A 25,250-nucleotide genomic window follows, 5' to 3' on the forward strand; every position below is an offset into this window, starting at 1 on the left:
TATTTCGACATATACATGCTGCAACCCTTTTCAAATTCGGAGATTGACAAGCTAGGCAATGCGGTTGTTTACCTTGCCGAACGAATCAAGCCGTTATCGAAAACCAAGCTGCTGAAATTGATTTACCTGATCGAGGAATATGCGGTACGGACTTATGGATTGCCATTCTTCAACCTGGATTTTTCGGTGTGGAAACTAGGCCCGGTATCGCGTGATGTTTTTGTCGATTTGTCTTCCGATGAACCTGTATTGCTGGCAAATTATATTACACGAACTATTACAGACGGATCTGTTTTCATCACTCCCAAATCAGCTTTTTCCGATGACGAGTTTTCTGACAATGAGATAGAATTGTTGGAGCATATTGTTGAAACATTTCAGACTACTTCCGCTGCGGACCTTATTCAGCTCACGCACCGCAAGCATTCGCTCTGGTATATTACTGCGCAGGAAAATGGTGTGTTGGAGCACCTTGAAACCGGTCACTTGAATTCCACCGAAATCCCTATCGACTTTTCCAGGTTATTGGAAAGTATGCCATTGAAAAAGGAAATCTATCAGGATCAGCTAAGCTATTTACGGAATACAAAGTCGCTTAAAATCTGAACAAGATGGGCGGAGAGGGTGACATTCTTTACTTCGATCTGTTCTATTTCAAGAACGATAACGCTCCCAAAGCTAAATATTTCATCGTCCTGAAAACGATCGGTGCCAGTGCAATCCTTGCAAGCCTTCCATCGAGCCGCGATTTCAGGCCAACAGTTTCTTTGGAAACCTATGGTTGTATCGAAGTCCCCGAGGCATGTTTTAACTGCTTCGTTTTCAAAGCAGGCTTACCAGTCACAGCCAACAACTGGGCGTTTCCACTGGATACGTTTGTTTACGGACAACAAATCGACGAGTACGAGATCGCTGTTTTGAAGGATATTTACCCGGTAGAGGGGCTCGATTACAAAGTTGTTGGCAGATTAAAGGATGCCGAATTCAAGGATTTGAAAGATTGCTTTTGTCAATCAGCAAGTGTAAAACGCCGGTTCAGGAGGCTTCTCGCAAGCGATTGATCCTTAACTTTGGGTAATTTCTATTTTTAACAACTTAATATGTCAAGACAAAATATACTCTCTGGATCCCCTTGGGAAGACAAAATGGGGTATTGCCGGGCGGTTCGGATCGGAAATATCATCGAGGTTGCCGGAACGGTTGCTATCGTGGATGGCGATAAAGTGAAGGCTGATGACGCTTATGCGCAGACGAACAATATCATCGAGCGCATCGAAAAAGTATTGCAGGATGCGGGCGCCAGCCTGGCAGATGTGGTCCGCACGCGCATTTTTACCACGGATATTACCCTTTTTGAGGACATCGCCCGCGCACATGGTGCGTATTTCGGCGCCATTAAACCTACCACAGGTATCTACGAAATCAGCAAATTGGTATCGGCCGATTACCTTGTTGAGATTGAATTCACCGCAATAGTCCAGTAATGCATTGGAATATTTAAAAAAAGGCCTGTTTCTCAGCGGAAACGGGCTTTTTTTGTCACCATTTGAAACTGTGTTCCAACCTTCTGGCGCGAAATTTGCTCTTTGTGAAAGTGTTGTCTGATTTAGAACCCTGAACAATAGACATCTCTGGACATGAAAAATAGAATTACTCTTCTAATTGCCTCAGTTTTACTGGTTCTGTGTGTAATGCAAAAAGAAGCCCGGTATGGAACGGCCAAGCATACAGGTGTAGAAAAAATGTACAATTCTTCGCCACTTGCTCCAAAGGATGGAAGCACCTCAGCGCCGGAATATGCCGAGCTGACCGATTCACAAACATTCGAGTTCGCATCGGCCGATTCGGCGAAATCAGATCCTACGGCCAGATTGGTTAACCAAAGATTACTGCACATTTCGGCTGGCAGCAAACTGCTAAATTACTGAACCTACATTCGATTCAGTAATTTAGCTTCATCCGATGTTAGCTGAAAAGCCCCATAATATCTTCCTGGCTCAGTTTCTTGATAAAGCCGGATTCTCCGCCCACCAAATCTTCTGCCAAATCCTGCTTACGTTGCTGTAACAGCAGAATTTTCTCTTCAATCGTATCCTTACAAATCATTTTATAGGCAAATACCTTGCGCGTCTGCCCAATGCGGTGCGTACGGTCGATCGCCTGGCGCTCCACGGCCGGGTTCCACCACGGGTCAACGAGGTATACGTAATCCGCCTCGGTAAGGTTAAGCCCTACCCCGCCCGCTTTGAGGCTCATCAGAAACACGCGGCAAGTAGAGTCGTTCTGGAAGCGGTTCACACGTCCCGCACGGTCGACTGTCTGGCCGTCGAGGTATTCGTAAGGGATATTCATTTTTTCCAAATGCTTGCGAATCAGATCCAGCATGCCCAGGAATTGACTGAATATCAATATTTTGTGATTCGAAGCATTCTCTTCGATTTCACGAGTAATTTCTTCGAGTTTCGCCGATTCGTTTCCAAAATCTTCGTCACCCGACAAAATAGACGGCGAGTCGCAAATCTGGCGCAGCTTCAACAGGGCTTCCAGAATGAGGAAACTGCTCTTGTTAAGACCTTCCGTTGCGAGTTTTTCCGCAATTTCCTGTCGGTAGCGCTCGCGGAATGTATCGTAAACCTTCCGCTGCTTGTTACCCATCTCGCAGAAGAGGATCGTCTCGGTTTTATCCGGCAAATCGGTTGCGACCTCTTCTTTCGTGCGTTTCAGCATGAATGGGTACACGAGTTTCCGCAGTTCGGCAGCCTTTTCCTTGTCCTGGTACTTATCGATCGGCGTCGCATATTCCGTCCGGAAGAAATCGGCATGGCCGAGCATTCCGGGGTTCAGGAATTCGAACTGAGAGTACAGGTCGAATGTATTGTTTTCCACAGGTGTACCCGTCATGGTAAGGCGGTTGCGTGCGCGTAGCAGGCGCGAGGCCTTTGACGTGAGCGAATCCGGGTTTTTAATAGCCTGCGCTTCGTCGAGAATAATATAGTTAAAATCAAACTGACGGAGCAGCTCCACATCGCTGCGCATCGTACCGTAAGTGGTGAGGATAATGTCATATTCCCGGAAAAACTCGATGTCTTTCCTTCTTGCCATCCCCCGGTGAACGTACAATTTCAGATCCGGCGTGAATTTTGCAGCCTCTGCCTGCCAGTTGAAAATCAAGGTAGTAGGAACTACGACAAGGTTCGTATATTCCGGATCCAGGTTTTTCTGGTTTTGCAGGAAGGTGAGCATTTGCAGTGTTTTCCCCAAACCCATATCATCCGCTAAACAGCCGCCCCACTGGAACTCATCAAGGAAATGCAGCCATTTATACCCCTCTTCCTGGTACTGGCGAAGTGTCGCCTCGATGTTCTGCGGAAGTGGTACCGACGGGATTTGTTTAAAATTGAGCAGTTTCTGCTTCTTCTCCCAAAGCTCGCGGAACACATCCTCGTTATCGATCTCCGAAACGAGCTCATCGATCAGCGAGAAATGTATTTTGGACAAATGGATCTGATCATCCTGCACACGGCCAAACTGCATGAGCGGTTCTAGCTTCGCGATCCATTCATCGGGTAGCACGCCCAGCGAGCCATCCTGCAACTGAATATAGTTCTGCTTTTTGAGTAATGCCTTTTTCGCATCCGCCAGCGATACAGTCTGATCGCCGAAACTGATCTCGATCTTCATATCGAACCAGTCGATACCCGACGAAGTGTGCACCTTTACCGTCCCGCGGTTAGGGTTGAACTTCATTTTTTTCAGGTCCTTAAACCCGAAAATCTCGTAATGCTTCTTCTTGGCCGCATCCACAAAGTTGAACAGCCAGCCATCCTTCATCACCTGTTCGAAAGGCACATAGAAGAACGGTTGGCCGGTTTGATGCTCGAAATTCGGATGCAGCGCTTTCGTCCAATCCCAAATCGCATTTTCAGCCTGAACATCACGTTCAAGCATGGTAATCTGGTTGTTATCGAAGCTTGTTCTCGTACGGCGCTGGTCGTGCAAGAGTTCAAGTTCTTCGCCGGGCCGACGCTCGGTTTTACCATTTTCTTCCAGATACACATAGGAAGGCACGATGAGCAGGTTTGCCTCGTCTTCTTTCAGGTAAAACTTCGGTTTCTGGAAGACCAGCGGTGAAGTTTGTATTTCGTGCCGCGTCTGGAAAATCACGTCGAATTTCTCAGAGACCGGAATGATCCAGTTTTTCAGGAAATCGTCGCCGAAATCTTTCTTAACCCGTATTTTAAATCCATTCTGGCTCAGGTAAGCGACCATTTCGGCCTCGCTGATACCCGCCCAGCGGAACAATGTCTTTTCGTTATAAAGCCCCAGCCAGAAACTGTCGAGCGACACCACTTTCTGCAATTCCAGCGGAGTGCCCGGTTTGATCTCGACGTAAGGATTGAGCGTGATGAACTCCTTGTCTTCGGTGAGGACAAAAAACAGTTTTACCGGCTCGCGGTGCAGTTCCAGTTGCGTAAGCTGGTGGTTGCTGGTCACGTAGTCGCCATCGGCGAGGAAAAGGCGGTCGCCGTCGAGGTCGTTGAAAACCCGGGTAAGCTGCTTGCCTACATAGTTACGCGCTTCGTAACGCTGGTCTGCTTCTACATCATCGAAATGCAGGTAGGCATTGTAAGCCCAGCCTTGCTTGCGGATGAATTTCTGCAAACCCTCCTCCCAATGCTTCGCCATGCGCACCAGGCGCGCGTCCGACTCCGTGAGTACCGGGATTTCATCCGCATTATAATAGTGGCTAGAACCTCCGGCAATGTTGCGGATGTTGGTAACCTTCTCGGATTTGGAACTGAATTTGACCGAAAATACCCCGAAACCGATGTCCAGCAGGTGATTTTTTCCTTTTGGCCAAAACACAAAAATGGACACGCGATCCTCGTCGTCCTGGCCATTGTCCGTCAGCGTCACGGCAAATGAAGATTCCTGCACGGGCAATATGCGCTCGCGGAGCGACTGCCAATCCTGGTAAGCACCCACTTTCTGAATCGCCGGATCGAGCTTGATCAAATGCAGCCCGCCGTCCTCATCCAGCCGGAATTCGAATTTATCTTTGAATGCGTCTTCGAGGGAATAACCATATTCAGCGAGCAAATTACTCTTCTCGACGGTCAGATCGCGCATTACTTCGAATGCTTTTTCGCCCAACTCCTCGCGAAGTTTGAGCAATGCCGCGAGCTTGTGCTCGCAGAGTGGCACCCAAAGTTTCTGGTTACAAGTACAGGTCGTCTGAACCTGCCGGGTACCTTTTACGCGCCGGAAAGTGGTCATATACTCCTGCCCTTTATCCGTCACCTGGCATTCCGCCTCGCCTTCCTTGGCAGATACGATCTCCACCGGGCCTACGTTTTCACGGTTTTGCCAGGTTTCGTCGAGCACCATGCCTCGGAGCTGTATTTCGCGGATTTCTTGTAGCTCGATCGTCGTGTTGCCCATTTCGTGGACAACCTGCTTGATCGTCGGCATCTTGTCGAGAATGTACAAAATACTCGCCACGCGGTGTTTGCACAGCCCGGCTTTGTCGGGGCACGAACATTCGGTGTTTATCTGCGGTGTGAGAAAGTCGCGGATGAAAATCTGGTAATACTGGATCGAATAGTCGCTTTTGACCTTGAACTCAGCATTACCGGGGCCATTATAATCGAGTTTGGAAACTTTTAAGCCGCCACTGCTATAAATGGAACGCCCTCTTGACAATACATCCCGATCCGCCCGTCTTAGTAAGAAGTTGGATAATTTCTCCTTCTTTTCGTTTTCCATTTACCCTGCTGCCTATTAAAAACGCAAAAGTACGGTATGTTTCTGTCTTATAGAAACGAACGAAGAAGTATTGCCCCCAACTAACCCGTTTATGAGCGCACGTAAGGCTGGTCGATCACGCCGATGTGCCCCGAATGCAGCTCCTCATTGCAGAATGCGGCGATCTGCGGGCCGACATTGGGATACAAATGCCTGGAACCAAGCGATGCCACCGGAAGCCATACGATTTCGAGGGCCGTGGTATGCACCGGGTCAAGTGCCGGGGATCCCTTTGTTATTTTTGCGTTAAATACCATGTGCAGGGTCTCTTTCCGCACCTCCTGCCAGATTACCTCCCCGCAGGAGACCATTTTGCCAACTTCTATTTCCACGCCCAATTCCTCCATCAGCTCCCGTGCGAGCGCGTCCGAGAGCGATTCGCCGGGGTCGGGATTACCGCCGGGCAATGCGAATACTTCCTTTTCGCCGTACTGGTAGCGCAGGGTGAGGATCTTGTCGTTGTCGAGAATGATAGCGGATGGACGGACGTTCATAACGGTATGGGTGTGCTGGATGTGTAACGCATGTATTTTAGTCAGGGATTTGTCATGAATAGTCAGGTGTGGTCATGTGTAGTCATGCATTGTCAAGTGTAATTAGGAATGGCAATTTGTGGTTAGATATTGAAATGATTGTTTCTCAATAAACAAACTTCCTGTGAAAAATAACACCACCTTACAACAAATGACTATCCTTACCAGTGCCCGATAATTTTCTGACTACACCTGACAACCTTCTGACTACACCTGACTACTTCCTGACAATACTTGACAATACTCGACTACACCTGACCACAAATGACCTCCTGGCTACTCCTGACCAGTACCTGACGTCGCCTTGCCGCACACGCGTCAATCCCGCAGCACCATTTTTTCGATCAGCAGCATGAAAATGTGGATGACCTTGATGTGGATTTCCTGAATGCGGTCGGCGTAACCGAAATGCGCCACGCGGATCTCGACGTCGGCCACGCCCGCGAGCTTACCGCCGTCCTTGCCCGACATGATGATGATTTTCATGCCTTTCGCCTTTGCAGCCTCGGCGGCACGGATAATATTGGCTGAATTTCCACTAGTACTTAGGCCCAGCAGCACGTCGCCCGGCTGGCCCAATGCCTCGATATATCTCGAAAACACATATTCGTACCCAAAATCGTTGCTGACGCAGCTCAAATGGCTCACATCGGAGATTGCGATGGCCGGTAATGCGCGGCGGTTGTCGCGGTAGCGGCCGGTGAGTTCCTCGGCGAAATGCATGGCGTCGCAATGCGAGCCGCCGTTGCCGCAGGAAAGGATTTTGCCGTTATGGATAATGGCGTCGGCCATCAGTCCGGCTGCCTTTTCGATCTTTTCAATTTGTTCCGGGTCGCTCAGGAAGTTGTCGAGAACGGATTGTGCTTCTTTCAGTTCCTGGCTAATAATGCTTTGGTAATTCATGTGTATTAATGCTAATGAATGTCAGAGTTTAACGGCTTTGAGTATATGCGCTTTCCGGCCGGGGCCCTTGTGCCGCTCCACTTTAAAACCTGCGGCGGCCAATGCCCTTTTAACGATGCCCTTTGACGAATATGTCACTAATACGCCGCCGGGCTTGGTTTGGGCTGCTATTTTGGTGAAAATTTCTTCTGTCCAGAGCTCCGGCTGTGCCTGCGGATCGAATGCGTCGTAGAAAATGACGTCAAAAAACCGGTCCGGCGTGAAGTCCTGTAAGGTGGTCATTTCTTTCCTCAGGTTAAAAAAAGGAGAAATGGCCACCTCCTCGCCCCACGGCGCCTGATGAAGCTGCATAAAGCCTTTCTCACCGGTCGCTTCTTCGTAGTTGAGCTGTGAGGCTTCCAGCAACGAAACGGGATATGCCTCCACGGAAGTGTAGAAAACCTGCTTTTGAAGACTATCGGCAAGTTTCCACGCGAGAAATGCATTCAGTCCCGTGCCGAAACCCATTTCAAAAACAGAAACCGGCCCGTTTTCAAGGGCCGGCCTCAAACCAAGGTTGATATAAATGTGCTCCGATTCATTCAGGGCACCTTGCAAAGAATGGTATTGCTGATTGAACTGCGCACTGAACAATGAATGCGAGCCGTCTTCCGTGATAATGAAGCGTTTCAAATGGCCGGGTATTAGTTTGGCCAAAAGTACTAAATCATTCTGCGCAGTGTGATCTGGGTAAAGAAAATATCGCCTTTACGTTTCACAAGCAGGTCTATGTTTTTCCCGTCCCCGCGCTGCATCAGCTTATATACTTCACTCACATTCAGCTCGGCAGCGGAGTGGTCGTCGATAAACAGCAGCTGATCGCCCTCCATCAGGCCCGCGCGCGCCGCAGGAGAGTCCGCCACGATATGGTTGACAATGTAATCGCGCAAATCCCTTCCTTCCGCGCGGATCTCCATACCGCTCATGTCATGTTCAAATTTCTCGCGGAGGCGGCTCCGGATTGGTTTGAGCACCATGTAGCGCTCGCCGTAGTTGAATGTGACCTTGAAACGGCGAAGCAATTCGCAACCGATGTTCCCCTGCCGCTCAGCCCCGGCCCGTATTTTCGAGCCGAATGCGATGCTGTCGGGGAACGAGGCTACCACATTATTGAGCTCAAACCGGCCCAGCTTCATTTTATCGACCCGGCCCAGGTTTCCGTTGATCACGCCGTTCAGCCCCCGACCCAATTGTGCACGGATCACCTTTTCGGGCAAGCGGAAAGTTTCTTTGGGCGTATTGTTGAGCAGCAATGCATGCCCGGCACCGGTGTCGATCAGCACGCGGATCGGATGCTCGCGCCCATCGGCGAAAAGCGTCACGGCATCGGTAAATGGCTTGGTATCCTCAATAATGAGGGGGTGTTTATCGCCTTTACTGGTTTTGTACTTGTACCTGTCCGGCCGCATCAGCAATATTTCCTTTTTGGCAAAATCAATGGTTACAACAAAGTTGTTAAAGATCTCATACCCGAAAATCCCGTGTACCGGCACGCCCACATACTCGGATAGGCGCAGGAAGTCCTGTTCGAGGATCACGATGTTCTGGTGGTTGGCCCTGAGCCTGCCCATCGAAAATTTGTTGTCTATCGCCACATGTGCCGAAATGGATGCGCCTTCGCCCGCACCGGTGAGGTTAACCTTCCGGGTTAAACGCAGCTTGTCGGCTTTGAGGATGTTGGGGTCGGTAATGATAATCGAACTAACGCCCGTATCGAGGATAAAACGCAGCGAATCATTGTCGTTGATCTTCGCGTAGAGTAATATCAGGTTGGAGTGCAGCTCGAACGGAATGCGTGCTGTTTTATGGTTTTTATCCAAAAAGTAACCATACTTCTCCTCTGATACAGGGGGTACGTCGCTGGAATGGCCGAATGTCAGGGTGTGAGTAAAAAGTATGATCGCTGCTATAAACCACTTAGACGTTTTCATCGTGGCCTCCTTTCTTTAAATGGCTAATTTTTCTAATCCTGGGGTGACATATTTCAACACGTTGACTATAAACGACTTGAAACTCTATTTATATTCTTCGGTGTACGCTAAGTATCGAATTCAGTCCAATCGGTTAATTCAAGTAAAAATAGGTCTTTTTGCATTAATAAAACACAAAAAAATCTCGATATGTGCAAACTTTTCGACATTTTTTTGATCACATATATATAATCATGTAAATGAGGAAAATATGGTACTTTTGTTGCGTAAAATGACTTTTTCCCACAATAAAAATTTTCTCATGCGAAAAAAAATTGTTGCCGGTAACTGGAAGATGAATAAGGTTCTGGATGAAGCAGTTGCGCTTACTTCGGAACTCGTTAATATGGCCAAAGATGAGGTCCGTAATGACGCAAAAATCATCCTTTGCCCTCCTGCGATTTACCTTACTACGATTCAAAAATATATCGAGGACGCGCCTAACTTCGCATTGGCCGCGCAAAACTGCTCCGATAAAGTTTCGGGTGCATTTACCGGTGAGATCTCCGCACAAATGCTGCAATCGATCGGTGTACAATATGTGCTGATCGGCCACAGCGAGCGCCGCCAGTATTTCAACGAAACCAATGCATTGCTGGCTGAAAAAGTAAATACGGCACTCTCTTTCGGCGTATCGCCCATTTTCTGCTGTGGCGAGTCGCTCGAACAGCGTCAGAATGAAGATTATATCGGTTTTGTAAAAAACCAGTTGACCGAAAGCCTTTTCCACCTTTCGGAAGAGCAGTTGAAATCAGTTGTGATTGCTTACGAACCCATCTGGGCGATCGGAACAGGCCTTACAGCGTCGGCTGAGCAGGCGCAGGAAATGCACGCAGCATTGCGCGCGCACCTTGCGTCCAAATATGGTGCAGAAGTAGCCGACGAAATTTCGATCCTCTACGGCGGAAGCGTTACAGCCGCCAGCGCACCCGAGCTGTTCGCTGCACCGGATATCGACGGCGGCCTCGTAGGTGGCGCTTCGTTGAAATCACGTGAGTTCACGAATATTATCAAGGCGCGGTAGGCTTCGCCGTCATTAGTGGTCAGGTGTTGTCAGGTGTTGTCAGAAATAGTCAGGAGGGAGAATTTGGTTCCCGTTGATGACAATACCTGACTACCAATGACTACACTTGACCACCAATGACAATACCTGACTACTAATGACCACACCTGACAAAGACAACCGCTGCCGGACTACATTTCCGTAATCACAAACTCCACCCTCCGGTTCTTTTTCCGCTCTTCTTCGCTGCCTTTTGTGATTGGTCGCGTGCCGCCGTAGCCTTTTGCTTCAATACGGTCGCTTTCAATGCCTTTTTCGATCAAGTAGTTTTTCACCGACTCCGCACGTTGGCGGGAGAGTTCGAGGTTTTTGTCAAAATCACCTACATTATCGGTATGACCTTCTACGCGGATCTTCACGGTCGGGCTGTCCCGCATGACGTCTACCAGACGGTTCAGTTCTTCATACGACTCCGGTAGTAACGTGTATTTGGAGGTTTCGAAATAGATATTCGGCAGCAATATCGTTTCACCAACTATGAGCGGCATCAGGTATACGTCCTGATCGAATGATTTGCCGGTTGAATCGCCGGGCGTAAGGCTGAACGACGACCCGTAATAGCCGCGGGCCAGCACGCGGAATTTGTAGCGTTCGCCCAGGTCCACACCCACACGGTACTTTCCGGACGACGACCGGATTTGCAGCGTGTCGCCGTTTTCGATGTACGAGAGCTGTGCCGCAATCGGCTCTTTCGTTTTCGCATTGTAAATCGTGCCTTTCAAAACGGCCATTTCAGCATCCTTTTTCGGAGCGGGGGCCGGAGCCGGTTTTTGAGGTGCTTTTGCGGCCGGTTGAGCGGCCGGCTTTTTAGCAGGCGGCGTTGCCTTTGCTACCGGTTTGGCGGATTTCGCAGGCTCCTTTTTGAGCGGGTTTTTAACATGGATACCGTAAAAATTCCACGACTGGTTACCATTTGAACTACGGCCTTCATAAAAATCAAACTCCTCGATTCCCGGCGTAAGTCTTTCAAAATAGGCCACAAAATCGACGGTATCGCCATTGGCTACGCTCGTTTTGGTGGTAGTGGTAATGTTCTCAGCCCTGATGAACTTGAACTTTTTATCGATTTCACCGGGCTTGTAGAGCCGGGTTTCGGGATCGAGCCAGATTTGGCTCTGACCGATGCCTTGCTGTGGAAATTGCGGAACGCGCGAGTCTGGAAAAGGCGACATCCGGGGTTGCGAACGGAATTGTGGCTGTTTTTGCGCCTTGGGCTCGATAAATTGCAGGTAAATAACCGTGTTGGCGTCCGTCAGCTCCACCTTTTTGATTTTTACATACGGGACCGACGATTCCTCTACTTTGGGGTTTTCAGTAATTTGCCCGAAGCTGGTATGGATGGATAGTAAAATGGCTCCAAAACTGGCCGAAAGCAATTTGAAATGCATAGTGATATTGGGGTTTTACCTAAATATCAGCAAGAACGTCCGAAAACCGACGATAGTTTGTTAAAAATTGTTAAACGCAGGAAGTCACTGGTTTACAGGGATGAATGGCGTCCAAAATGCCGCACTGTAGCGCTCCCAGGCGTGGCAGGCAAAGGGTAATTGATGGTTCGTGAGCTCATAGCTTGCCGCCGGACTTTTCTCGAAGGCGAAACGCAGCGCCTCCCGCCATTCGGGCAGCTTCATGAAGAGTTTCATCGGTTTGAGGCGCGTCGCTTCCTGGCAGAAGAGCATATCTTCATTCCCTTTCCAGGCAGGATAAAAGATATTGTAAATCTTTAAGTAGCGTAAAAAAGAAGGAATCCTCCGCAGCGAAAGCCCGCCGTTCAGCACGACGCGCTGCGTCGATAATGCATGAGCAAAATCCTGAGCGGATTCCGCAGGAATGGTGTCGAATTCAGGCTGGTGCAGCGACGGCGCTCCGATATAATCATAACCCTTCGCGCACCATTCTTTCAGCTCGTCCCGAAAAACGAAGGCATCGAGCTGGTAAATGAGAATGTATTCGTAGGCGGTGAAAGTTTTGTAAAAATCAACAGACACCATCAGCCGGTTATAGGCGTCGACATTTGTGAAAAAACTGTCATCGAAAGATTGAAAACTAAGCGAGGGATATCGCTGCTGAAATGCGGAGAGGTCCAGGCTTTCAGGTTTCACGATAATCACCGGGTAATTGCCCAACACTTGCATGCATTGCCGTAACGACAGCTGTTCCGCCTCCGTCAGGTTTGCCTGATATACCGGTATCACCACCGCCACCAACGACTTATTTTCAGCCATTTTCAATAATCATCCAGTTCTTTATTCCAATAAATCCCCTACCGCCGGTAACCACCAGTCTTTACTGCTAAACCGGTAATAGCCCCGCAAGAGCTGGCCCAACACCGGGGTAAGTCGTTTGAAACGGCTTTCCGGCAGGCCGGCGCGGGTGTAAAAATGCTTTTGTGAAAGATATAATTTGAGCAGTTTCTCGCGCGGGACGAACGGAAGCGCACGCAGGAGCAAATACAGCTCGTGCAACTTGTTGGCCTTTTCTTCCAGCGGGATCAACTTCAACCGCCGGTCGCGCTTGAAGCGATCGGCCAGCTGTACTTTCTCCACCTTATTACCAAACCCAACCTGCTGGCTGGAATGAATGCGGTAGGAAATCAGCGGTTCGGGTATGAATTCGATCTTACCTTCGAGGCTCAGCACCATGGCGATCCAGGCATCGTGGATCAGATCCTGAACATGGGTAGGAAACGGCATCAGCCGTTCGAGGGCGGATTTCCGGATCGCCAGTGTGGCACCGGTTACCACAAAACCATTGAAAAGGATTTCGTGTGATTTGCCGCTATGCCAAAGCTGCTGCCGTGCTTGATTGAACTCGATTTCCTCCCAGATGGTACCGCCGGTCGGTCGCGAGTCGTCATCGATCTTGTCGGCATCGCTGAACACCGCGTCCAGGTTTGGATGTGCATTCAGGAAAGCAAGTTGCTTCTGAACTTTGTCCTTCCGCCAGCGGTCGTCCTGGTCGCAGAGAAAAATGACGTCCCCCTCGCACAGCGAAAGGCATTTCTCGAAATTCCGGGTTGAGCCCAGGTTCTGCTCGTTCACGTGGATGCGTACGGGGAATTTGCTGGTTGCAGCAAAAGATTTTATGATTTCAATAGTGTCGTCCTTCGATCTGTCGTCGCAAACAACCAATTCGTCCACCGAAACCGTCTGATCAGCAATGCTCTTCAACTGTTCGGGCAAGAACTTTGCCCCGTTGTAAGTACACATAGCCACTGAAATCATAATGTGTATCTGTATTTTATATTTTTGTAAAAGCTTCCCGGCCCGTTTATGGGCCATAAAGTTACGTGGTTGTGCCGGGAATTAAGCGAAAAGTTATTAAAAGCACCCGAATGGCGTTACCAGAACAGCTCAAAAAGGCGATTATCCAAATGCCTGCCAAAGAAAAGGATAAACTGCTCCTGAGACTGATCACGAAAGATAAAACCCTGAGCGACCGACTGCATTTCGAGCTTATCGAGGACAGTTCTACCATTCCCGAGCGGCGGGAAGAGCTCATGGGCCGGATTGTGCGGACATCGAAATTCAACCAGAACACGCCCGGCTGGGTTCTGATGGACATGCGCAGCCTCAGCGCGGACATTGCATACCATGTGAAAGTCACGAAAGACAAGATCGGGGGCATCGAGCTCAACCTTTTCCTGCTCAATACGTTCCTGGAAAGTTATTCGGATATTCTGCGGACTTATTCGTCCCGCGCCGATACCTGTGCGTTGTACATTGCCAAAAAGGCGCAGGTGATCCTCAACGGGCTGAACAAACTCGACGAAGATTACCGGACCGATTATATCAAAGACGCTAACCGGATGCTGCAATTGGTTTTCAGCCTCTGTTCCAAAATGTACGCGCGCCAAATGGAGCTGCCGCATGAACTCGAATTTTAAACACACCATGAAAAAGACCGCATTGCTGATCATCGACGCTCAATACGATTTCTGCGACCCTAACGGCACCCTGTATGTGCCCGGAGCGGAAAAAGACGTGGAGCGCATTGCTAACCTGATTGCACTCGAGGGCGACAAAATCGATGCGATATTCCTGACACTCGATACCCACAAGGTGCTCGATATTGCGCACCCGCTCTTCTGGGAAGATCAGAACGGCAATACGGTCGCGCCGTTCACCTTGATATCCGCACAATCGGTGAAAGCAGGTAAATGGGTACCGCGATATCAGCCCGAATATGTATTGGAATATCTGCAAACCCTCGAAACAGAAGGTGAATTCCAGCATTTCATCTGGCCGGAGCATTGCCTGGTCGGCTCCAAAGGCGCCGCCATCGACGATACCCTCATGCGCGCCGTACTCGCGTGGACGCACCGCACCCGCCGCGACTATCGCACCGTTTCGAAAGGCATTAACCCGCTCACCGAGCATTTCGGAGTATTCAAAGCGCAGGTACCAGTAGCCAATGCGCCTGAAACAGAGCTGGACCAACGCTTTCTGGCAGAATTAGGTGAATATGACCAGCTACTGGTGGCCGGCGAAGCACGCTCGCATTGCGTTGCGACCAGCATCCGGCAAATCGTGCAATACGCACCGGCACTAGCTGCCAAAACCATCGCATTAACCGACTGCATGTCCGACGTTCCCAACTTCGGACATTTTGCCGATCCGATATTTGAAGAAGCCGCCCAAAACGGCATGAAATTTGCGAAAGCGAACCAGGTTTTTAAAGAAAACTAAATGCCCCGGCTTTTGGTTATAATAGTATCACATCATCATTCAAACTAATATCATAATCCATCGATAACCCCGCTATGATGCAACTAGCTGTGCCCCGGATCGAGGCCGACCAGTTCGATGAACTGGATCCGAGACAATACATTCTCATCAAAGGTGCCCGTGTAAACAATCTGAAAAATGTGGATGTGGCGATCCCGCGCAATAAGCTGGTAGTCATTACCGGCCTTTCCGGCTCCGGGAAGTCGTCGCTGGCATTCGATACGCTTTTTGCGGAAGGCCAGCGGATGTACGTGGAGAGCCTAAGCAGCTATGCACGGCAGTTCCTGGGCAGGATGGAAAAGCCGGAAGTGGAATACATTAAAGGCATTTCACCGGCTATTGCCATTGAACAAAAGGTAAATACCCGTAATCCGCGGTCGACGGTAGGCACTTCCACCGAGATTTATGATTATCTCAAACTGCTTTTTGCACGCATCGGGCACACCTATTCGCCGATTTCGGGTGAAATCGTCCGAAAAGATTCCGTAACGGATGTCGTGAACTACATGCTCGCGCACGACGAGGGTACGCGCGTGATGATCCTTGCGCCACTGCTCATCCGCGACGGCCGCTCGCAAATCGAAGAACTTACCATCCTGCTTTCCAAAGGTTATAACCGCATTGTGCTGAACGAGGAGGTGGTTTCCATTGAAGACATTCTGGAAAAACCAGACCATTTCCCGCAAGCCGGTAACCAGGTTTCCATCCTCATCGACCGCGCCGCGATCCGGCATAACGACGAGGACACGCAATACCGCCTTTCCGATTCCGTACAAACCGCGTTTTTCGAAGGAGAAGGTACTTGCACGGTACATATTGTTGGGGGTGAAAAGAGGGTTTTCTCTGATAAATTCGAACTCGACGGCATCACATTCGAAGAACCGACCGTCAATCTTTTTAGCTTCAACAACCCTTACGGTGCTTGTAAAAGGTGCGAGGGTTTTGGAAAAATATTAGGCATTGACCCCGATCTGGTCATTCCCGATAAAAACCTTTCGGTGTACGACGGTGCCATCGCGCCCTGGCGAACCGAGAAAATGGGCGAATGGCTGATCCCGCTTGTGCGTAACGGCGTGAAGTTCGATTTCCCGATCCACAGGCCTTATAAAGACCTTACCCCTGCTCAAAAGGAGCTGCTCTGGACCGGCAACCAATACTTCCAGGGGATCAACGACTTCATTTCTGAGCTCGAATCCCAAACGCACAAAATCCAGTACCGCGTCATGCTCTCGCGCTTCCGTGGCCGCACCACCTGCCCCGATTGCCGTGGCTCACGCTTGCGGAAGGATGCTTCGTATGTAAAAATCGGCGGCAAATCCATCACCGACCTGGTACTGATGCCGATCCAGGATGTTTCCGGCTTCTTTAAGCAGCTCGAACTCAGCGACCACGACCGGCAGATCGCCCGCCGCGTCCTGACGGAAATCGAATCCCGATTGGATTATATGAACCGCGTGGGGCTGGGCTATCTCACACTGAACCGGCTTACGAGCACATTATCCGGCGGGGAATTCCAGCGCATTAAACTCGCTACTTCGTTGGGAAGCGCATTGGTGGGCTCCATGTACATTCTCGACGAACCGAGCATCGGCTTGCACCCGCGTGATACGCAGCGCCTCGTAGGCGTGCTCGAATCGCTCCGCGACCTGGGTAATACCGTGATTGTGGTAGAACACGAGGAAGAAGTAATGCACGCCGCCGACCAGATTATCGATATCGGTCCGGAAGCCGGTACTGGTGGCGGCCATGTGGTTTTTCAGGGTAACCAGCGTGATATTGAGGCGTTGAAAGTCAGTGGTAGTCATGTGGTTAAGAATGGTCAGGGAGTCATTGGTAGTCAGGAGATCAGGGATGTTCAAGGGGTCAGGAATGGTCAGGAGGTTGTTGAAGGGAATGTGCAGTCGCATACTTTGGACTTTTTGTTGGGGAATGATTCTATTCCGGTGCCTTCGGTTCGCAGGAAGTCTTTGCATTTCCTGGAAATCAAAGGGGCGCGGGAGAATAATTTAAAAGAGCTGGACGTCAGAATCCCTTTGAATAACCTTACCGTTGTGACCGGCGTGAGTGGTTCGGGGAAATCTACATTGATCCGGAAGATACTTTACCCTGCATTAATGCGCCTCAAAGGCGAGTTCAGCGAGGACGTAGGGCGTTTCGACGAGCTCACAGGCAGCATCGATCGCATTGAAGCCGTTGAAATGATCGACCAGAACCCGATCGGGAAGTCGTCGCGCTCGAACCCGGTTACTTACATTAAAGCCTACGACTATATCCGGCAGATGATGTCGGAACAGCCGCTTTCGAAGGCGCGGGGCTACAAACCTTCGCATTTCTCCTTTAACGTCGACGGCGGTCGCTGCGAGATTTGCCAGGGCGAGGGCCAGGTGAAGATCGAAATGCAGTTTATGGCCGATATTTACCTCACTTGCGAGGGCTGTAATGGCAAGCGTTTCAAACAGGAAGTGCAGGAAGTGAAATACCAGGACAAGGACGTTGCCGAAATCCTCGATATGACCGTGGATGAAGCGATCGAATTTTTCAGGGAGTCGGAGCCGAAACTGGCGGATAAACTGCTGCCATTGCAAGAAGTAGGACTGGGTTATGTGGGGCTTGGACAATCTTCGAATACATTGTCGGGCGGGGAAGCGCAACGTGTGAAACTGGCCTCATTCCTCGGCAAAGGCTCGTCCAACAAAGGCAAAACGCTCTTCATCTTCGACGAGCCGACCACCGGTTTGCATTTTCACGACATTAAAAAGCTCCTCAAAGCCATTAATGCACTCGTAGAGCAAGGCGACAGCGTGATCATCATCGAGCATAACATGGAAGTCATCAAAAGCGCCGACTGGATCATCGACCTAGGCCCCGAAGGCGGCGAAAATGGCGGCCAGCTCACCTTTGCCGGCACACCCGAGGAAATGGTGAAACTCGAAGGGAATTACACTGCGGAGTTTTTGAAAGAAAAGATTTGATAATTTAAAGTATGTCACTTAACTTAGTGACATACTTCACTTGAAATTGTTATGTCAACACCTGTTCGGTTTTTTGAGGAAGAATTTGTCCCCTACGGCAAACAGCCCGCTTCTGAGTATGCAGTGGTGAAAACGTCACGGGAGGGAATTTTGCGTTCCGTTGCTGATGAAGTTTCTGATCTCGTGGGACTGACTGACAATGAGATTGCTTATGCATTGGGCATGACACCGCGTAATTTGCATCGCATTCAAGGGGAAAAGCGGCTTGGTACCGATGCATCAGAGCGCCTTTTGCTCCTCCGGAATGTGCTTATTCATGCGCTGGACACCTTTGAAGGCAAGGAGCATGTGGTGAGGCATTGGCTGCGGACGCCAATCGTCGAGCTGAATGAGCAGTCGCCATTGCAAATGATGGATACCGTTACAGGTTTCGGGCTGGTGGATAATGTGCTTGGCCGCCTCGATTATGGTTTACCCGCCTGATCGCGTCACCCATGCCATTGGTATACAGGATCACACGCGAAAAATACCGGCATGAGGCGCTTTCTACCGAAGGGGCCAGGTTATTCGGTGCGCGGTGGAACCCAAAAGGTATTGGCGTACTTTACACTACATCCACTCCCGAGCTTGGGTTGGTAGAGACCCTCGCACACGCACCCGGCGTACGCTACGAGGATCTCCCCAAATACTGGCTTTCGTCTATCGAAATACCCGACAACATCAGGCATTACGCACGAAAAGACCTGCCCGACTTCTGGCAGGACAAAACCTATGGCCGGACGCAATTCTGGCTGAAAGACTGGCTCATCAAACCCGACGTGCTGGCCATCGGCATTCCGTCGGTGATCGTGCCGTTTTCCTCCAATATTATTCTACATCCCGAGCACCCGCTGTTTTCGGATATCAAGCTTATGGCTCAGGAGCGCATTCCAATTGACCGGCGCCTGTGGCGCAGCTAGCCATTCCTGCACTTCATTTTCCCGCAAATTTCAGTGGCCTGAAACACTTTCCTGTCCGTATTCATCAGTAAAGACGCCCCGTGGGGGACTTATTCAGGCAAAACCAAAATCTGCATTTCATGAAATTATATAAGACCGAAAATGGCATCCTCCTTGAAAACGAGGACATTTTCTACCGCCTCCACGAAACCGACTGGGATGTCGTGGTGAACAGGAATAACCTGTACGAATGGCTCGAAGGCCAGACGCAAAGCCTTATCCCCCTGACATTCAGCGATGATTTCCCCATGCCCGAGGCGCTGGCGCCTATCGGTACCCAGGAAGTGTGGGCATCGGGTGTGACGTATTTCAAAAGCCGCACGGCGCGGATGGAAGAATCCGAAAAAGCAGGAGGCGGCAGTTTCTACGACCGCGTGTATGAAGCCGAACGTCCCGAATTGTTCTTCAAATCGACCGCATGGCGGGTAGTAGGCCACCACGGTACGGTACGCATTCGTAAGGATTCAACCTGGGACGTTCCCGAACCGGAATTGACTCTTTTCGCTACTTCGGAAGGTGCATTGGTAGGTTATACCATCGGCAACGATATGAGTTCCCGAAGCATCGAAGGCGAAAATCCGCTGTATTTGCCTCAGGCCAAATCCTACACCGGCAGCGCGGCATTAGGACCTTGTCTTTATGTATTTAAAGAAAAGCTGGGGGCCGACACGGTGATCGATCTTTCGATCGTGCGGGCGGGCGAAGAAGTATTTAATGGAGAAGTTTCATTATCTCAAATGAAGCGCAAACCCGAGGAACTGCTGCATTTCCTTTACCGCGAAATGTCGTTTCCGCAAGGCGCCTATCTCATGACAGGAACAGGCATCGTGCCATCATCGGATTTCACATTGCAAGCCGGCGACGTGGTGCATATTACCATCGAGCCGATTGGAACACTCACCAATACAGTAGGCTAATAAGCAAAAAGCTGCGGGAGTTGATCCCGCAGCTTTTTGCTTTCACTAAATAACAGTATCGCTTACGAATGGCCCAGCTTAGGGATAAAGGTGTAGATCACACATCTCACCGCGCCCACCAGCTTGCTTACCATCGATTCACCTTCATTTTCTTCGGATTCATTTTCAAATAATGCCGCGGGTCCTGCTTCCAGAATGCGGGCATTCAATGTCATGATTTGAGAAGCCGGTGCGCCCGCGCTGGTGTTTTTGATCACTCCGGCGTGCTTCACCTGTACGGGTGCTTTCGCTTTCAAAGCAGGCTTGGCCTTCCTTGCTATTGCTCTTTCGGTTACACATTCCTTGCCTGATTGCAACTTTCTGTGCGCTACAAACATGTTGTGTACATAGCCTGTTGCGCTGGCTTGCAGGCTGATGATTGTAAGTAATATTAAGATTCTGAGTGTTTTCATGGCTTGTATGCAATCGTTAAGAATTCAGCGGAATTATGTGTAACTAATTGACCTTACAAATATATATGTTTCATTAGGTATCTTGCAATACATAGTACCTTGTTTTTAACATTTTTTTCGAAAATTCTTTCAGAAGTCTCTCAAAGTACCGTGGCTGGCCGGATAACAGATGTAAAAGTAATATAAAAGGTTGCTCGAGATTTGCTAAAAAAGACGAACCGTAGAAATTTCCGGCTGAACAGTAGCTGGTTACGGATAAATTGCAAAAGCGCCGACGGGAAAAAATCCCGCCGGCGCTTTCTTGCTTGTCTCATTTCCCTCCTATTTCTCGCGGAAGAATATCGTGATCGGTACACCCGAAAAATCGAAGTTCTCGCGCAAACGGTTTTCCAGATAGCGCAAATACGGCTCTTTCACGTGTTTGGGATGGCTGCTGAAAAACACGAATGTCGGCGAAGGCGTCGGCAGCTGAATCATGTATTTGATATTGATATACTTGCCGCGGTGTGCCGGTGGCGGATATTTCTCGATCTCCGCCTGCATTACCTCATTCAGTTTCGAAGTCGAGATTTTTTTGGTTTTGTTCTGATAAACTTCCATTGCCTTCTCCATTACCTGGTGAATGCGCTGCTTCTCCACAACCGACGCGAAGATGATCGGCATGTAGTTCATCGGTGCGAGCTTTTCGAGCAATGCTTTTTTGTACTGATCGGCCGTCTTGGAATCCTTTTCAACCAAGTCCCACTTATTGACCATGATCACAATGCCTTTCTTGGCCTTGTCAGCCTGGCCGATGATGTTCATATCCTGGCCTTCAAGCCCCAATGTAGCGTCGAGCAGGACAATGCAGACATCCGATTCCTCCATCGCTTTCACCGAGCGGAGGGTCGAATAGAATTCGATATCTTCCTTCACACGTGATTTTCTTCGGATCCCGGCAGTGTCGGTCAGAATGAAATTCATTCCGAATGCATTGTAATGCGTGTGGATTGCGTCGCGCGTAGTGCCTGCGATGTCGGTAACGATGCTGCGATCAGTGCCGGTAAGTACATTCAGGAACGAGGATTTACCTACATTCGGGCGTCCCATGATGGCAATGCGGGGAATGCCTTCTTCCGGGTTTTCGATACCTGCGGTTTCAAAATGCGTTACTACCTTATCAAGCAGTTCACCCGTACCGAAGCCGGTTTGTGCGGAAATCGCAAAAATTTCATCCCCTAAGCCTAGTTCATAAAATTCACCGGCTGATTGGTAACGCTCGGTCGTTTCGGCTTTATTGGCTACGAGGTAAACCGGCTTATTGAAGCGGCGGAGCACATTTGCGAAGTCTTTATCGAGGTCGGTGAGGCCGGTCATGGTGTCTACCATAAAAAGTACCACGGTCGATTCCTCGATCGCGAGCTCCACCTGATCGCGGATAGCGCCTTCGAAAATATCTTCCGAGCCTACCACATAACCTCCTGTATCAATTACTGTGAAATATTGGTCGGTCCATTCGCCGTAACCGTAGTGCCTGTCGCGGGTTACGCCGCTCTGGTTGTCCATAATGGCCTTCCGGCTTTCAGTAAGGCGGTTGAACAAAGTGGATTTGCCCACGTTCGGACGACCAACAATCGATATTACATTTGCCATTTTCTTACTATTAATATGATCCGAGCCGGTCTGGCACCTGCTCTTCATTCGTTTTATTTAAAATTTATTCCTGATAACCGAGCTGGCGCAGCTTATTCTCCTTACTTCTCCAATCCGGCTCTACTTTTACGTGTTGTTCGAGGAAAACTTTCTTGCCAAAGAAGTCTTCGAGGTCTTGACGGGCCTGCGTACCGACTTTTTTCAGCATTTCCCCTTTTTCACCAATAATGATCCCTTTCTGGCTTTTGCGTTCGACCAGAATTTCTGCGCGGATCACAATGATGTCGTCCTTGTCCTTAAATTCAGTGATTACTACTTCGGAGCTGTATGGAATTTCCTGGCGGTAATTCAAGAAGATCTTTTCGCGGATGATTTCCGAAGCAAAGAAACGCTCCGGCTTGTCGGTTAGTTCATCCTCATCGAAATAAGGCGGGTGGAAAGGCAGGCGCGTCACCACGGCGTCGAACAACGTGCCGATATTCGCTTTCTCCAATGCGGAGATCGGGATAATAGCCGCGGGATGGATTTCGTTCTCCCATTCAGCCATTTTCTGCTTCACCTCCTCGTCGTTCGACAAGTCGATTTTGTTCAACACCAAAACCACCGGTGATTCGGTACGTTTCAGCAGCGGCAACACCTCGTGCTCGGCGGCTTTCTCCCCTATTTCTACGACAAAAAGTACCACGTCGGCATCTTCGAGCGACCCTTTCACAAAAGTCATCATCGAGTCGTGCAGCTTGTACGACGGCTTGATTACCCCCGGTGTATCGGAGTACACGAGCTGGAACGGGATATCCTCGTGCTTCCCATTCAAAATCCCGATAATGCGGTGGCGGGTCGTTTGCGCCTTAGAGGTGATGATCGACATTCTTTCGCCCACGAGCACGTTCATCAGCGTCGATTTCCCTACGTTGGGCTTTCCGATAATGCTTACGAAACCAGCCCGGTGGTTTCGCAATTCGGTATTATTTTCGGCTTTTTCTTCCATAAAAATTACTTCTTCACTTTTTTCAGCTTCCCAAAAACGTGGCACCTAGGGTGTTACCGTCAGCCGGTCGTCCAGCATCCGGTTCGAATATTGCTGGATAAATGCCTTAACCTGCAATTCCATAGGCCCTTGAACCTCCGGAACCCGGCCTGCAAGGTTATTTTTCAAAAGCTTGTCTTCCTGATATTTATACAAACCTACGGTTTTCCGGCCATCAAATTGCAAAACATATGGCCCATTGAACCATTGATAGGCGCCATCATAGTTGACAGCGAAGTTGAGCGGAGGGTTCCCGAAGACATTTTTTCCAAAACTGAAATAAGGTTTGTCGTAATGCAGATAACTCAATACCGAAGGCATAACGTCGATTTGCTGCACGAGCCGGGAACTGTCCGTTCCTGTCATCGTGTCGTCATCCGGCGCATAAAAAAGAATCGGGATCGAGAAGTTTCCGACCGAGGTCTGGTACTTAGGGTAATGCGCAAATGTGGCCGCGTGGTCGGCGGTAATCACAAATAATGTATTCTTGAACCAGGGCTTATTTTTTGCTGATTCGAAGAACCGGCGTAACGCATTGTCGGTATAACCCATGCATTCATAAATCGGCAGTGGGCCTTTCGGGAACTTGCCCTGGTAGCGCGCAGGCACCTTGTATGGGTCGTGCGAGGAAACCGTGAACAACGTGCTCATGAACGGCTGCTGAAAAGTATCCAGCTTTTTGGACCAGAACTGCAAGAATTCTTCGTCCCAAATGCCCCAGATACCGTCGTAATCGGCATCGTTGTTGTATTCGGTTTTACCATAATAGTCTTTGATACCGATCAGGTTGGTAAATGCCTTGAAACCCATCGAACCGTTGGGCGCTCCGTGGAAAAATGAGGTGTGGTAGCCCTTCGCTTGCAGCATTTCGGGCAGGCTGGGAAGCTTGTTATCCGTGTAGCGCGTCAGAATGAACGGCTCCATAATGCCCGGAATGCTCGTAAGCACCGACGGAATCGCCTCGATCGACTTGGCGCCATTCGCGAATGAATACCAATGCACTTTGCTGTGCTGCATGAGGGAGTCGATAAATGGCGTGTAGCCTTTGTAGGTACCGTTTTCCAGGTCGCGGTTAAATGTCCCTACCATTTCCTTTCCAAAACTTTCCCAGATCAGGATCACGACATTTTTCGGACGAAATGCGGGCGCATTCGGGTCGGGATGGTGGATCGGTGAGTAAACCGCATTCATTTCCTGCTCCGATTTAAAAAAGTCCGCCCGCTGGTAATCGGAGCTTTTCAGGGTTTTGTAAATGCAGAAAGGTGTGTTCAGCACGATGAACATCTCCTTCGGCTTGTCGACGTATTCGCCCGCATTGCTCAATGTGATCGGGCGGGTACTGTGCCGGAAGCCACCCTTCACCCCTCCGATAAAAAGGAAAACCGCAACGGTCATCAATACACTGTGAACGAGGAATATCTGCCAGGCCGGGCGCAAGGGTTTAGCGCCAATCCGCCAGCGCCGCGTAAGGTACACTACTGCCATCACCAACAGCACCCATACGAGCGCCACATACCAGTAATTCACCAGAAAGCCGCCGAACAGCTTATGCATGTTGTTTTCATGCGAAAACTCCTGCAAAACCGACCACGTGCTCCTTTTGATCGTGAAACGGTAGTAAATGAAATCGGCGCAGTTAGCGAGCAGGGCAATGCTGTTGGTGAAGATAAAAAGGTAATCCAGAAACTTCTGGAACGCGGGCCGGTACTTGAATGTGACAGGAATGAGCGTCAGGAACACGTAAAGAATATTCGTATAAAGCACCGCCACGAGGTCAAAACGCAATCCGCCGAGGAATAAACGCGGCGCTAATGCCAGCGAAACATCCGGAAAAAACGATTGATTGAAGAAATAAAAGAGAATCCGGCAAACGGTAAACAGGATCATGATGCCGAGCAACCTGATCAGCAGCACCTGATGAATGCGCCATCCGAAACCGGAAGCGACTGAATATGAACTCATAAAATCGATGTCAGAACGTTAGAGGCAAACTTTTTTAAAAAGTTTTCACAAAAATAGTTGTTTTCTGTAAAACATTTGTTGTATGTTTGCACTCCAATTCAACGACACCGCGGGATGGAGCAGTTGGTAGCTCGTTGGGCTCATAACCCAAAGGTCGCTGGTTCGAGTCCAGCTCCCGCTACTAGGCCAAAGCCACTTTCGAAAGAAGGTGGCTTTTTTGTGTTTGTGATATTTATTTGCACTTTGCACC

The 25,250-nt window shown here is 49.6% G+C and carries 23 protein-coding genes and 1 tRNA gene; 12 read left to right on the forward strand and 12 right to left on the reverse strand.

Features of this window, described 5'->3' with window-relative positions; translation table 11 throughout:
- Positions 1–15: 15 nt before the first annotated feature.
- The 4 genes from J2Y43_RS08665 to J2Y43_RS08680 all read left to right on the forward strand — a co-directional run bounded on the left by J2Y43_RS08665 (position 16) and on the right by J2Y43_RS08680 (position 1,928).
- A complete protein-coding gene (locus J2Y43_RS08665; RefSeq protein WP_309992604.1) occupies positions 16–606 on the forward strand; it encodes a Panacea domain-containing protein in 591 nt (196 codons plus the stop codon).
- 5 nt (positions 607–611) lie between these two features.
- Entirely contained in the window at positions 612–1,061 is a 450-nt protein-coding gene (locus tag J2Y43_RS08670; RefSeq protein ID WP_309992600.1) for a hypothetical protein, read from the forward strand.
- A gap of 39 nt (positions 1,062–1,100) precedes the next feature.
- Entirely contained in the window at positions 1,101–1,484 is a 384-nt protein-coding gene (locus tag J2Y43_RS08675; protein ID WP_223406288.1) for a RidA family protein, read from the forward strand.
- Positions 1,485–1,637: 153 nt separating this feature from the next.
- Complete coding sequence (locus tag J2Y43_RS08680; protein WP_309992596.1) at positions 1,638–1,928, forward strand: hypothetical protein; 291 nt, start codon at positions 1,638–1,640, stop codon at positions 1,926–1,928.
- Positions 1,929–1,965: 37 nt separating this feature from the next.
- Here the strand turns inward: J2Y43_RS08680 and J2Y43_RS08685 are convergent, their stop codons facing one another.
- The 5 genes from J2Y43_RS08685 to J2Y43_RS08705 form a co-directional block, all read right to left on the reverse strand.
- Complete coding sequence (locus J2Y43_RS08685; RefSeq protein ID WP_309992594.1) at positions 1,966–5,766, reverse strand: SNF2-related protein; 3,801 nt, start codon at positions 5,764–5,766, stop codon at positions 1,966–1,968.
- Positions 5,767–5,855: 89 nt separating this feature from the next.
- Positions 5,856–6,299, reverse strand: a complete 444-nt coding sequence (locus tag J2Y43_RS08690) for an NUDIX domain-containing protein (protein ID WP_309992592.1) — start codon at positions 6,297–6,299, stop codon at positions 5,856–5,858.
- Positions 6,300–6,656: 357 nt separating this feature from the next.
- Complete coding sequence (gene lpcA, locus J2Y43_RS08695; protein ID WP_309992590.1) at positions 6,657–7,241, reverse strand: D-sedoheptulose 7-phosphate isomerase; 585 nt, start codon at positions 7,239–7,241, stop codon at positions 6,657–6,659.
- Between the two features lie 21 nt (positions 7,242–7,262).
- Positions 7,263–7,913, reverse strand: a complete 651-nt coding sequence (gene mnmD / locus J2Y43_RS08700; protein WP_309992587.1) for a tRNA (5-methylaminomethyl-2-thiouridine)(34)-methyltransferase MnmD — start codon at positions 7,911–7,913, stop codon at positions 7,263–7,265.
- A gap of 29 nt (positions 7,914–7,942) precedes the next feature.
- A complete protein-coding gene (locus J2Y43_RS08705; RefSeq protein ID WP_223406276.1) occupies positions 7,943–9,211 on the reverse strand; it encodes an aspartyl protease family protein in 1,269 nt (422 codons plus the stop codon).
- Positions 9,212–9,512: 301 nt separating this feature from the next.
- On the opposite strand from J2Y43_RS08705, the gene tpiA reads away from it, so the two are divergent.
- The gene (tpiA, locus tag J2Y43_RS08710; RefSeq protein ID WP_223406274.1) at positions 9,513–10,274 is read left to right on the forward strand and encodes a triose-phosphate isomerase; all 762 of its coding nucleotides are present in this window, start codon (positions 9,513–9,515) and stop codon (positions 10,272–10,274) included.
- A 170-nt stretch (positions 10,275–10,444) separates the two neighbouring features.
- Here tpiA and J2Y43_RS08715 read toward each other — a convergent pair whose 3' ends face one another.
- The 3 genes from J2Y43_RS08715 to J2Y43_RS08725 all read right to left on the reverse strand — a co-directional run bounded on the left by J2Y43_RS08715 (position 10,445) and on the right by J2Y43_RS08725 (position 13,537).
- Positions 10,445–11,701 carry an OmpA family protein gene (locus J2Y43_RS08715; RefSeq protein WP_309992582.1) on the reverse strand — a complete coding sequence of 419 codons (1,257 nt, stop codon included), beginning with the start codon at positions 11,699–11,701 and terminating at the stop codon, positions 10,445–10,447.
- 84 nt (positions 11,702–11,785) lie between these two features.
- Positions 11,786–12,538, reverse strand: coding sequence for a DUF5672 family protein (locus J2Y43_RS08720; RefSeq protein ID WP_309992578.1), 753 nt, complete (start codon positions 12,536–12,538; stop codon positions 11,786–11,788).
- Positions 12,539–12,559: 21 nt separating this feature from the next.
- Positions 12,560–13,537 (reverse strand): glycosyltransferase family 2 protein, encoded by a 978-nt coding sequence (locus J2Y43_RS08725; RefSeq protein WP_309992574.1) that lies wholly within the window; start codon positions 13,535–13,537, stop codon positions 12,560–12,562.
- Between the two features lie 110 nt (positions 13,538–13,647).
- Here J2Y43_RS08725 and J2Y43_RS08730 point away from each other — a divergent pair, with 110 nt between their 5' ends.
- The 6 genes from J2Y43_RS08730 (at position 13,648) to J2Y43_RS08755 (ending at position 19,927) form a co-directional block, all read left to right on the forward strand.
- Positions 13,648–14,199: a hypothetical protein gene (locus J2Y43_RS08730; RefSeq protein WP_106599387.1), complete on the forward strand. Its 552-nt coding sequence runs from the start codon at positions 13,648–13,650 to the stop codon at positions 14,197–14,199.
- Between the two features lie 7 nt (positions 14,200–14,206).
- Entirely contained in the window at positions 14,207–15,001 is a 795-nt protein-coding gene (locus J2Y43_RS08735; RefSeq protein WP_309993005.1) for a nicotinamidase, read from the forward strand.
- A gap of 74 nt (positions 15,002–15,075) precedes the next feature.
- Positions 15,076–18,012, forward strand: a complete 2,937-nt coding sequence (locus J2Y43_RS08740) for an excinuclease ABC subunit A (RefSeq protein WP_309992570.1) — start codon at positions 15,076–15,078, stop codon at positions 18,010–18,012.
- Positions 18,013–18,063: 51 nt separating this feature from the next.
- Positions 18,064–18,495, forward strand: coding sequence for an antitoxin Xre/MbcA/ParS toxin-binding domain-containing protein (locus tag J2Y43_RS08745; protein ID WP_309992568.1), 432 nt, complete (start codon positions 18,064–18,066; stop codon positions 18,493–18,495).
- A gap of 11 nt (positions 18,496–18,506) precedes the next feature.
- Entirely contained in the window at positions 18,507–18,971 is a 465-nt protein-coding gene (locus tag J2Y43_RS08750) for an RES family NAD+ phosphorylase (RefSeq protein WP_309992564.1), read from the forward strand.
- A 119-nt stretch (positions 18,972–19,090) separates the two neighbouring features.
- Positions 19,091–19,927 (forward strand): fumarylacetoacetate hydrolase family protein, encoded by an 837-nt coding sequence (locus J2Y43_RS08755; protein WP_309992561.1) that lies wholly within the window; start codon positions 19,091–19,093, stop codon positions 19,925–19,927.
- A 62-nt stretch (positions 19,928–19,989) separates the two neighbouring features.
- Here J2Y43_RS08755 and J2Y43_RS08760 read toward each other — a convergent pair whose 3' ends face one another.
- From J2Y43_RS08760 to J2Y43_RS08775, 4 genes are all read right to left on the reverse strand, one after another.
- Complete coding sequence (locus tag J2Y43_RS08760; RefSeq protein WP_309992558.1) at positions 19,990–20,379, reverse strand: hypothetical protein; 390 nt, start codon at positions 20,377–20,379, stop codon at positions 19,990–19,992.
- Positions 20,380–20,700: 321 nt separating this feature from the next.
- The gene (gene der, locus J2Y43_RS08765; protein WP_015813305.1) at positions 20,701–22,011 is read right to left on the reverse strand and encodes a ribosome biogenesis GTPase Der; all 1,311 of its coding nucleotides are present in this window, start codon (positions 22,009–22,011) and stop codon (positions 20,701–20,703) included.
- A 64-nt stretch (positions 22,012–22,075) separates the two neighbouring features.
- Entirely contained in the window at positions 22,076–22,999 is a 924-nt protein-coding gene (gene era, locus J2Y43_RS08770; RefSeq protein WP_223406249.1) for a GTPase Era, read from the reverse strand.
- Between the two features lie 45 nt (positions 23,000–23,044).
- Positions 23,045–25,000 (reverse strand): sulfatase-like hydrolase/transferase, encoded by a 1,956-nt coding sequence (locus tag J2Y43_RS08775; RefSeq protein ID WP_309992552.1) that lies wholly within the window; start codon positions 24,998–25,000, stop codon positions 23,045–23,047.
- A 108-nt stretch (positions 25,001–25,108) separates the two neighbouring features.
- Between J2Y43_RS08775 and J2Y43_RS08780 the strand changes: the two genes are divergently transcribed.
- Positions 25,109–25,181 (forward strand) — tRNA-Met (locus J2Y43_RS08780).
- The last annotated feature ends 69 nt before the right edge of the window (positions 25,182–25,250 follow it).

This window comes from Dyadobacter sp. BE31 (assembly GCF_031457695.1).
Taxonomy (GTDB): domain Bacteria; phylum Bacteroidota; class Bacteroidia; order Cytophagales; family Spirosomataceae; genus Dyadobacter.

Coding starts and splice junctions, on each gene's coding strand:
- J2Y43_RS08670 (WP_309992600.1), top strand. CDS start 612: ATGGGCGGAGAGGGTGACATTCTTTACTTCGATCTGTTCTATTTCAAG.
- J2Y43_RS08730 (WP_106599387.1), top strand. CDS start 13,648: ATGGCGTTACCAGAACAGCTCAAAAAGGCGATTATCCAAATGCCTGCC.
- era (WP_223406249.1), bottom strand. CDS start 22,999: ATGGAAGAAAAAGCCGAAAATAATACCGAATTGCGAAACCACCGGGCT.
- J2Y43_RS08740 (WP_309992570.1), top strand. CDS start 15,076: ATGATGCAACTAGCTGTGCCCCGGATCGAGGCCGACCAGTTCGATGAA.
- tpiA (WP_223406274.1), top strand. CDS start 9,513: ATGCGAAAAAAAATTGTTGCCGGTAACTGGAAGATGAATAAGGTTCTG.
- J2Y43_RS08750 (WP_309992564.1), top strand. CDS start 18,507: ATGCCATTGGTATACAGGATCACACGCGAAAAATACCGGCATGAGGCG.
- J2Y43_RS08690 (WP_309992592.1), bottom strand. CDS start 6,299: ATGAACGTCCGTCCATCCGCTATCATTCTCGACAACGACAAGATCCTC.
- J2Y43_RS08680 (WP_309992596.1), top strand. CDS start 1,638: ATGAAAAATAGAATTACTCTTCTAATTGCCTCAGTTTTACTGGTTCTG.
- J2Y43_RS08705 (WP_223406276.1), bottom strand. CDS start 9,211: ATGAAAACGTCTAAGTGGTTTATAGCAGCGATCATACTTTTTACTCAC.
- J2Y43_RS08745 (WP_309992568.1), top strand. CDS start 18,064: ATGTCAACACCTGTTCGGTTTTTTGAGGAAGAATTTGTCCCCTACGGC.
- J2Y43_RS08715 (WP_309992582.1), bottom strand. CDS start 11,701: ATGCATTTCAAATTGCTTTCGGCCAGTTTTGGAGCCATTTTACTATCC.
- J2Y43_RS08775 (WP_309992552.1), bottom strand. CDS start 25,000: ATGAGTTCATATTCAGTCGCTTCCGGTTTCGGATGGCGCATTCATCAG.
- J2Y43_RS08725 (WP_309992574.1), bottom strand. CDS start 13,537: ATGATTTCAGTGGCTATGTGTACTTACAACGGGGCAAAGTTCTTGCCC.
- J2Y43_RS08685 (WP_309992594.1), bottom strand. CDS start 5,766: ATGGAAAACGAAAAGAAGGAGAAATTATCCAACTTCTTACTAAGACGG.
- J2Y43_RS08755 (WP_309992561.1), top strand. CDS start 19,091: ATGAAATTATATAAGACCGAAAATGGCATCCTCCTTGAAAACGAGGAC.
- J2Y43_RS08665 (WP_309992604.1), top strand. CDS start 16: ATGCTGCAACCCTTTTCAAATTCGGAGATTGACAAGCTAGGCAATGCG.
- lpcA (WP_309992590.1), bottom strand. CDS start 7,241: ATGAATTACCAAAGCATTATTAGCCAGGAACTGAAAGAAGCACAATCC.
- der (WP_015813305.1), bottom strand. CDS start 22,011: ATGGCAAATGTAATATCGATTGTTGGTCGTCCGAACGTGGGCAAATCC.
- J2Y43_RS08760 (WP_309992558.1), bottom strand. CDS start 20,379: ATGAAAACACTCAGAATCTTAATATTACTTACAATCATCAGCCTGCAA.
- J2Y43_RS08720 (WP_309992578.1), bottom strand. CDS start 12,538: ATGGCTGAAAATAAGTCGTTGGTGGCGGTGGTGATACCGGTATATCAG.
- J2Y43_RS08735 (WP_309993005.1), top strand. CDS start 14,207: ATGAAAAAGACCGCATTGCTGATCATCGACGCTCAATACGATTTCTGC.
- J2Y43_RS08675 (WP_223406288.1), top strand. CDS start 1,101: ATGTCAAGACAAAATATACTCTCTGGATCCCCTTGGGAAGACAAAATG.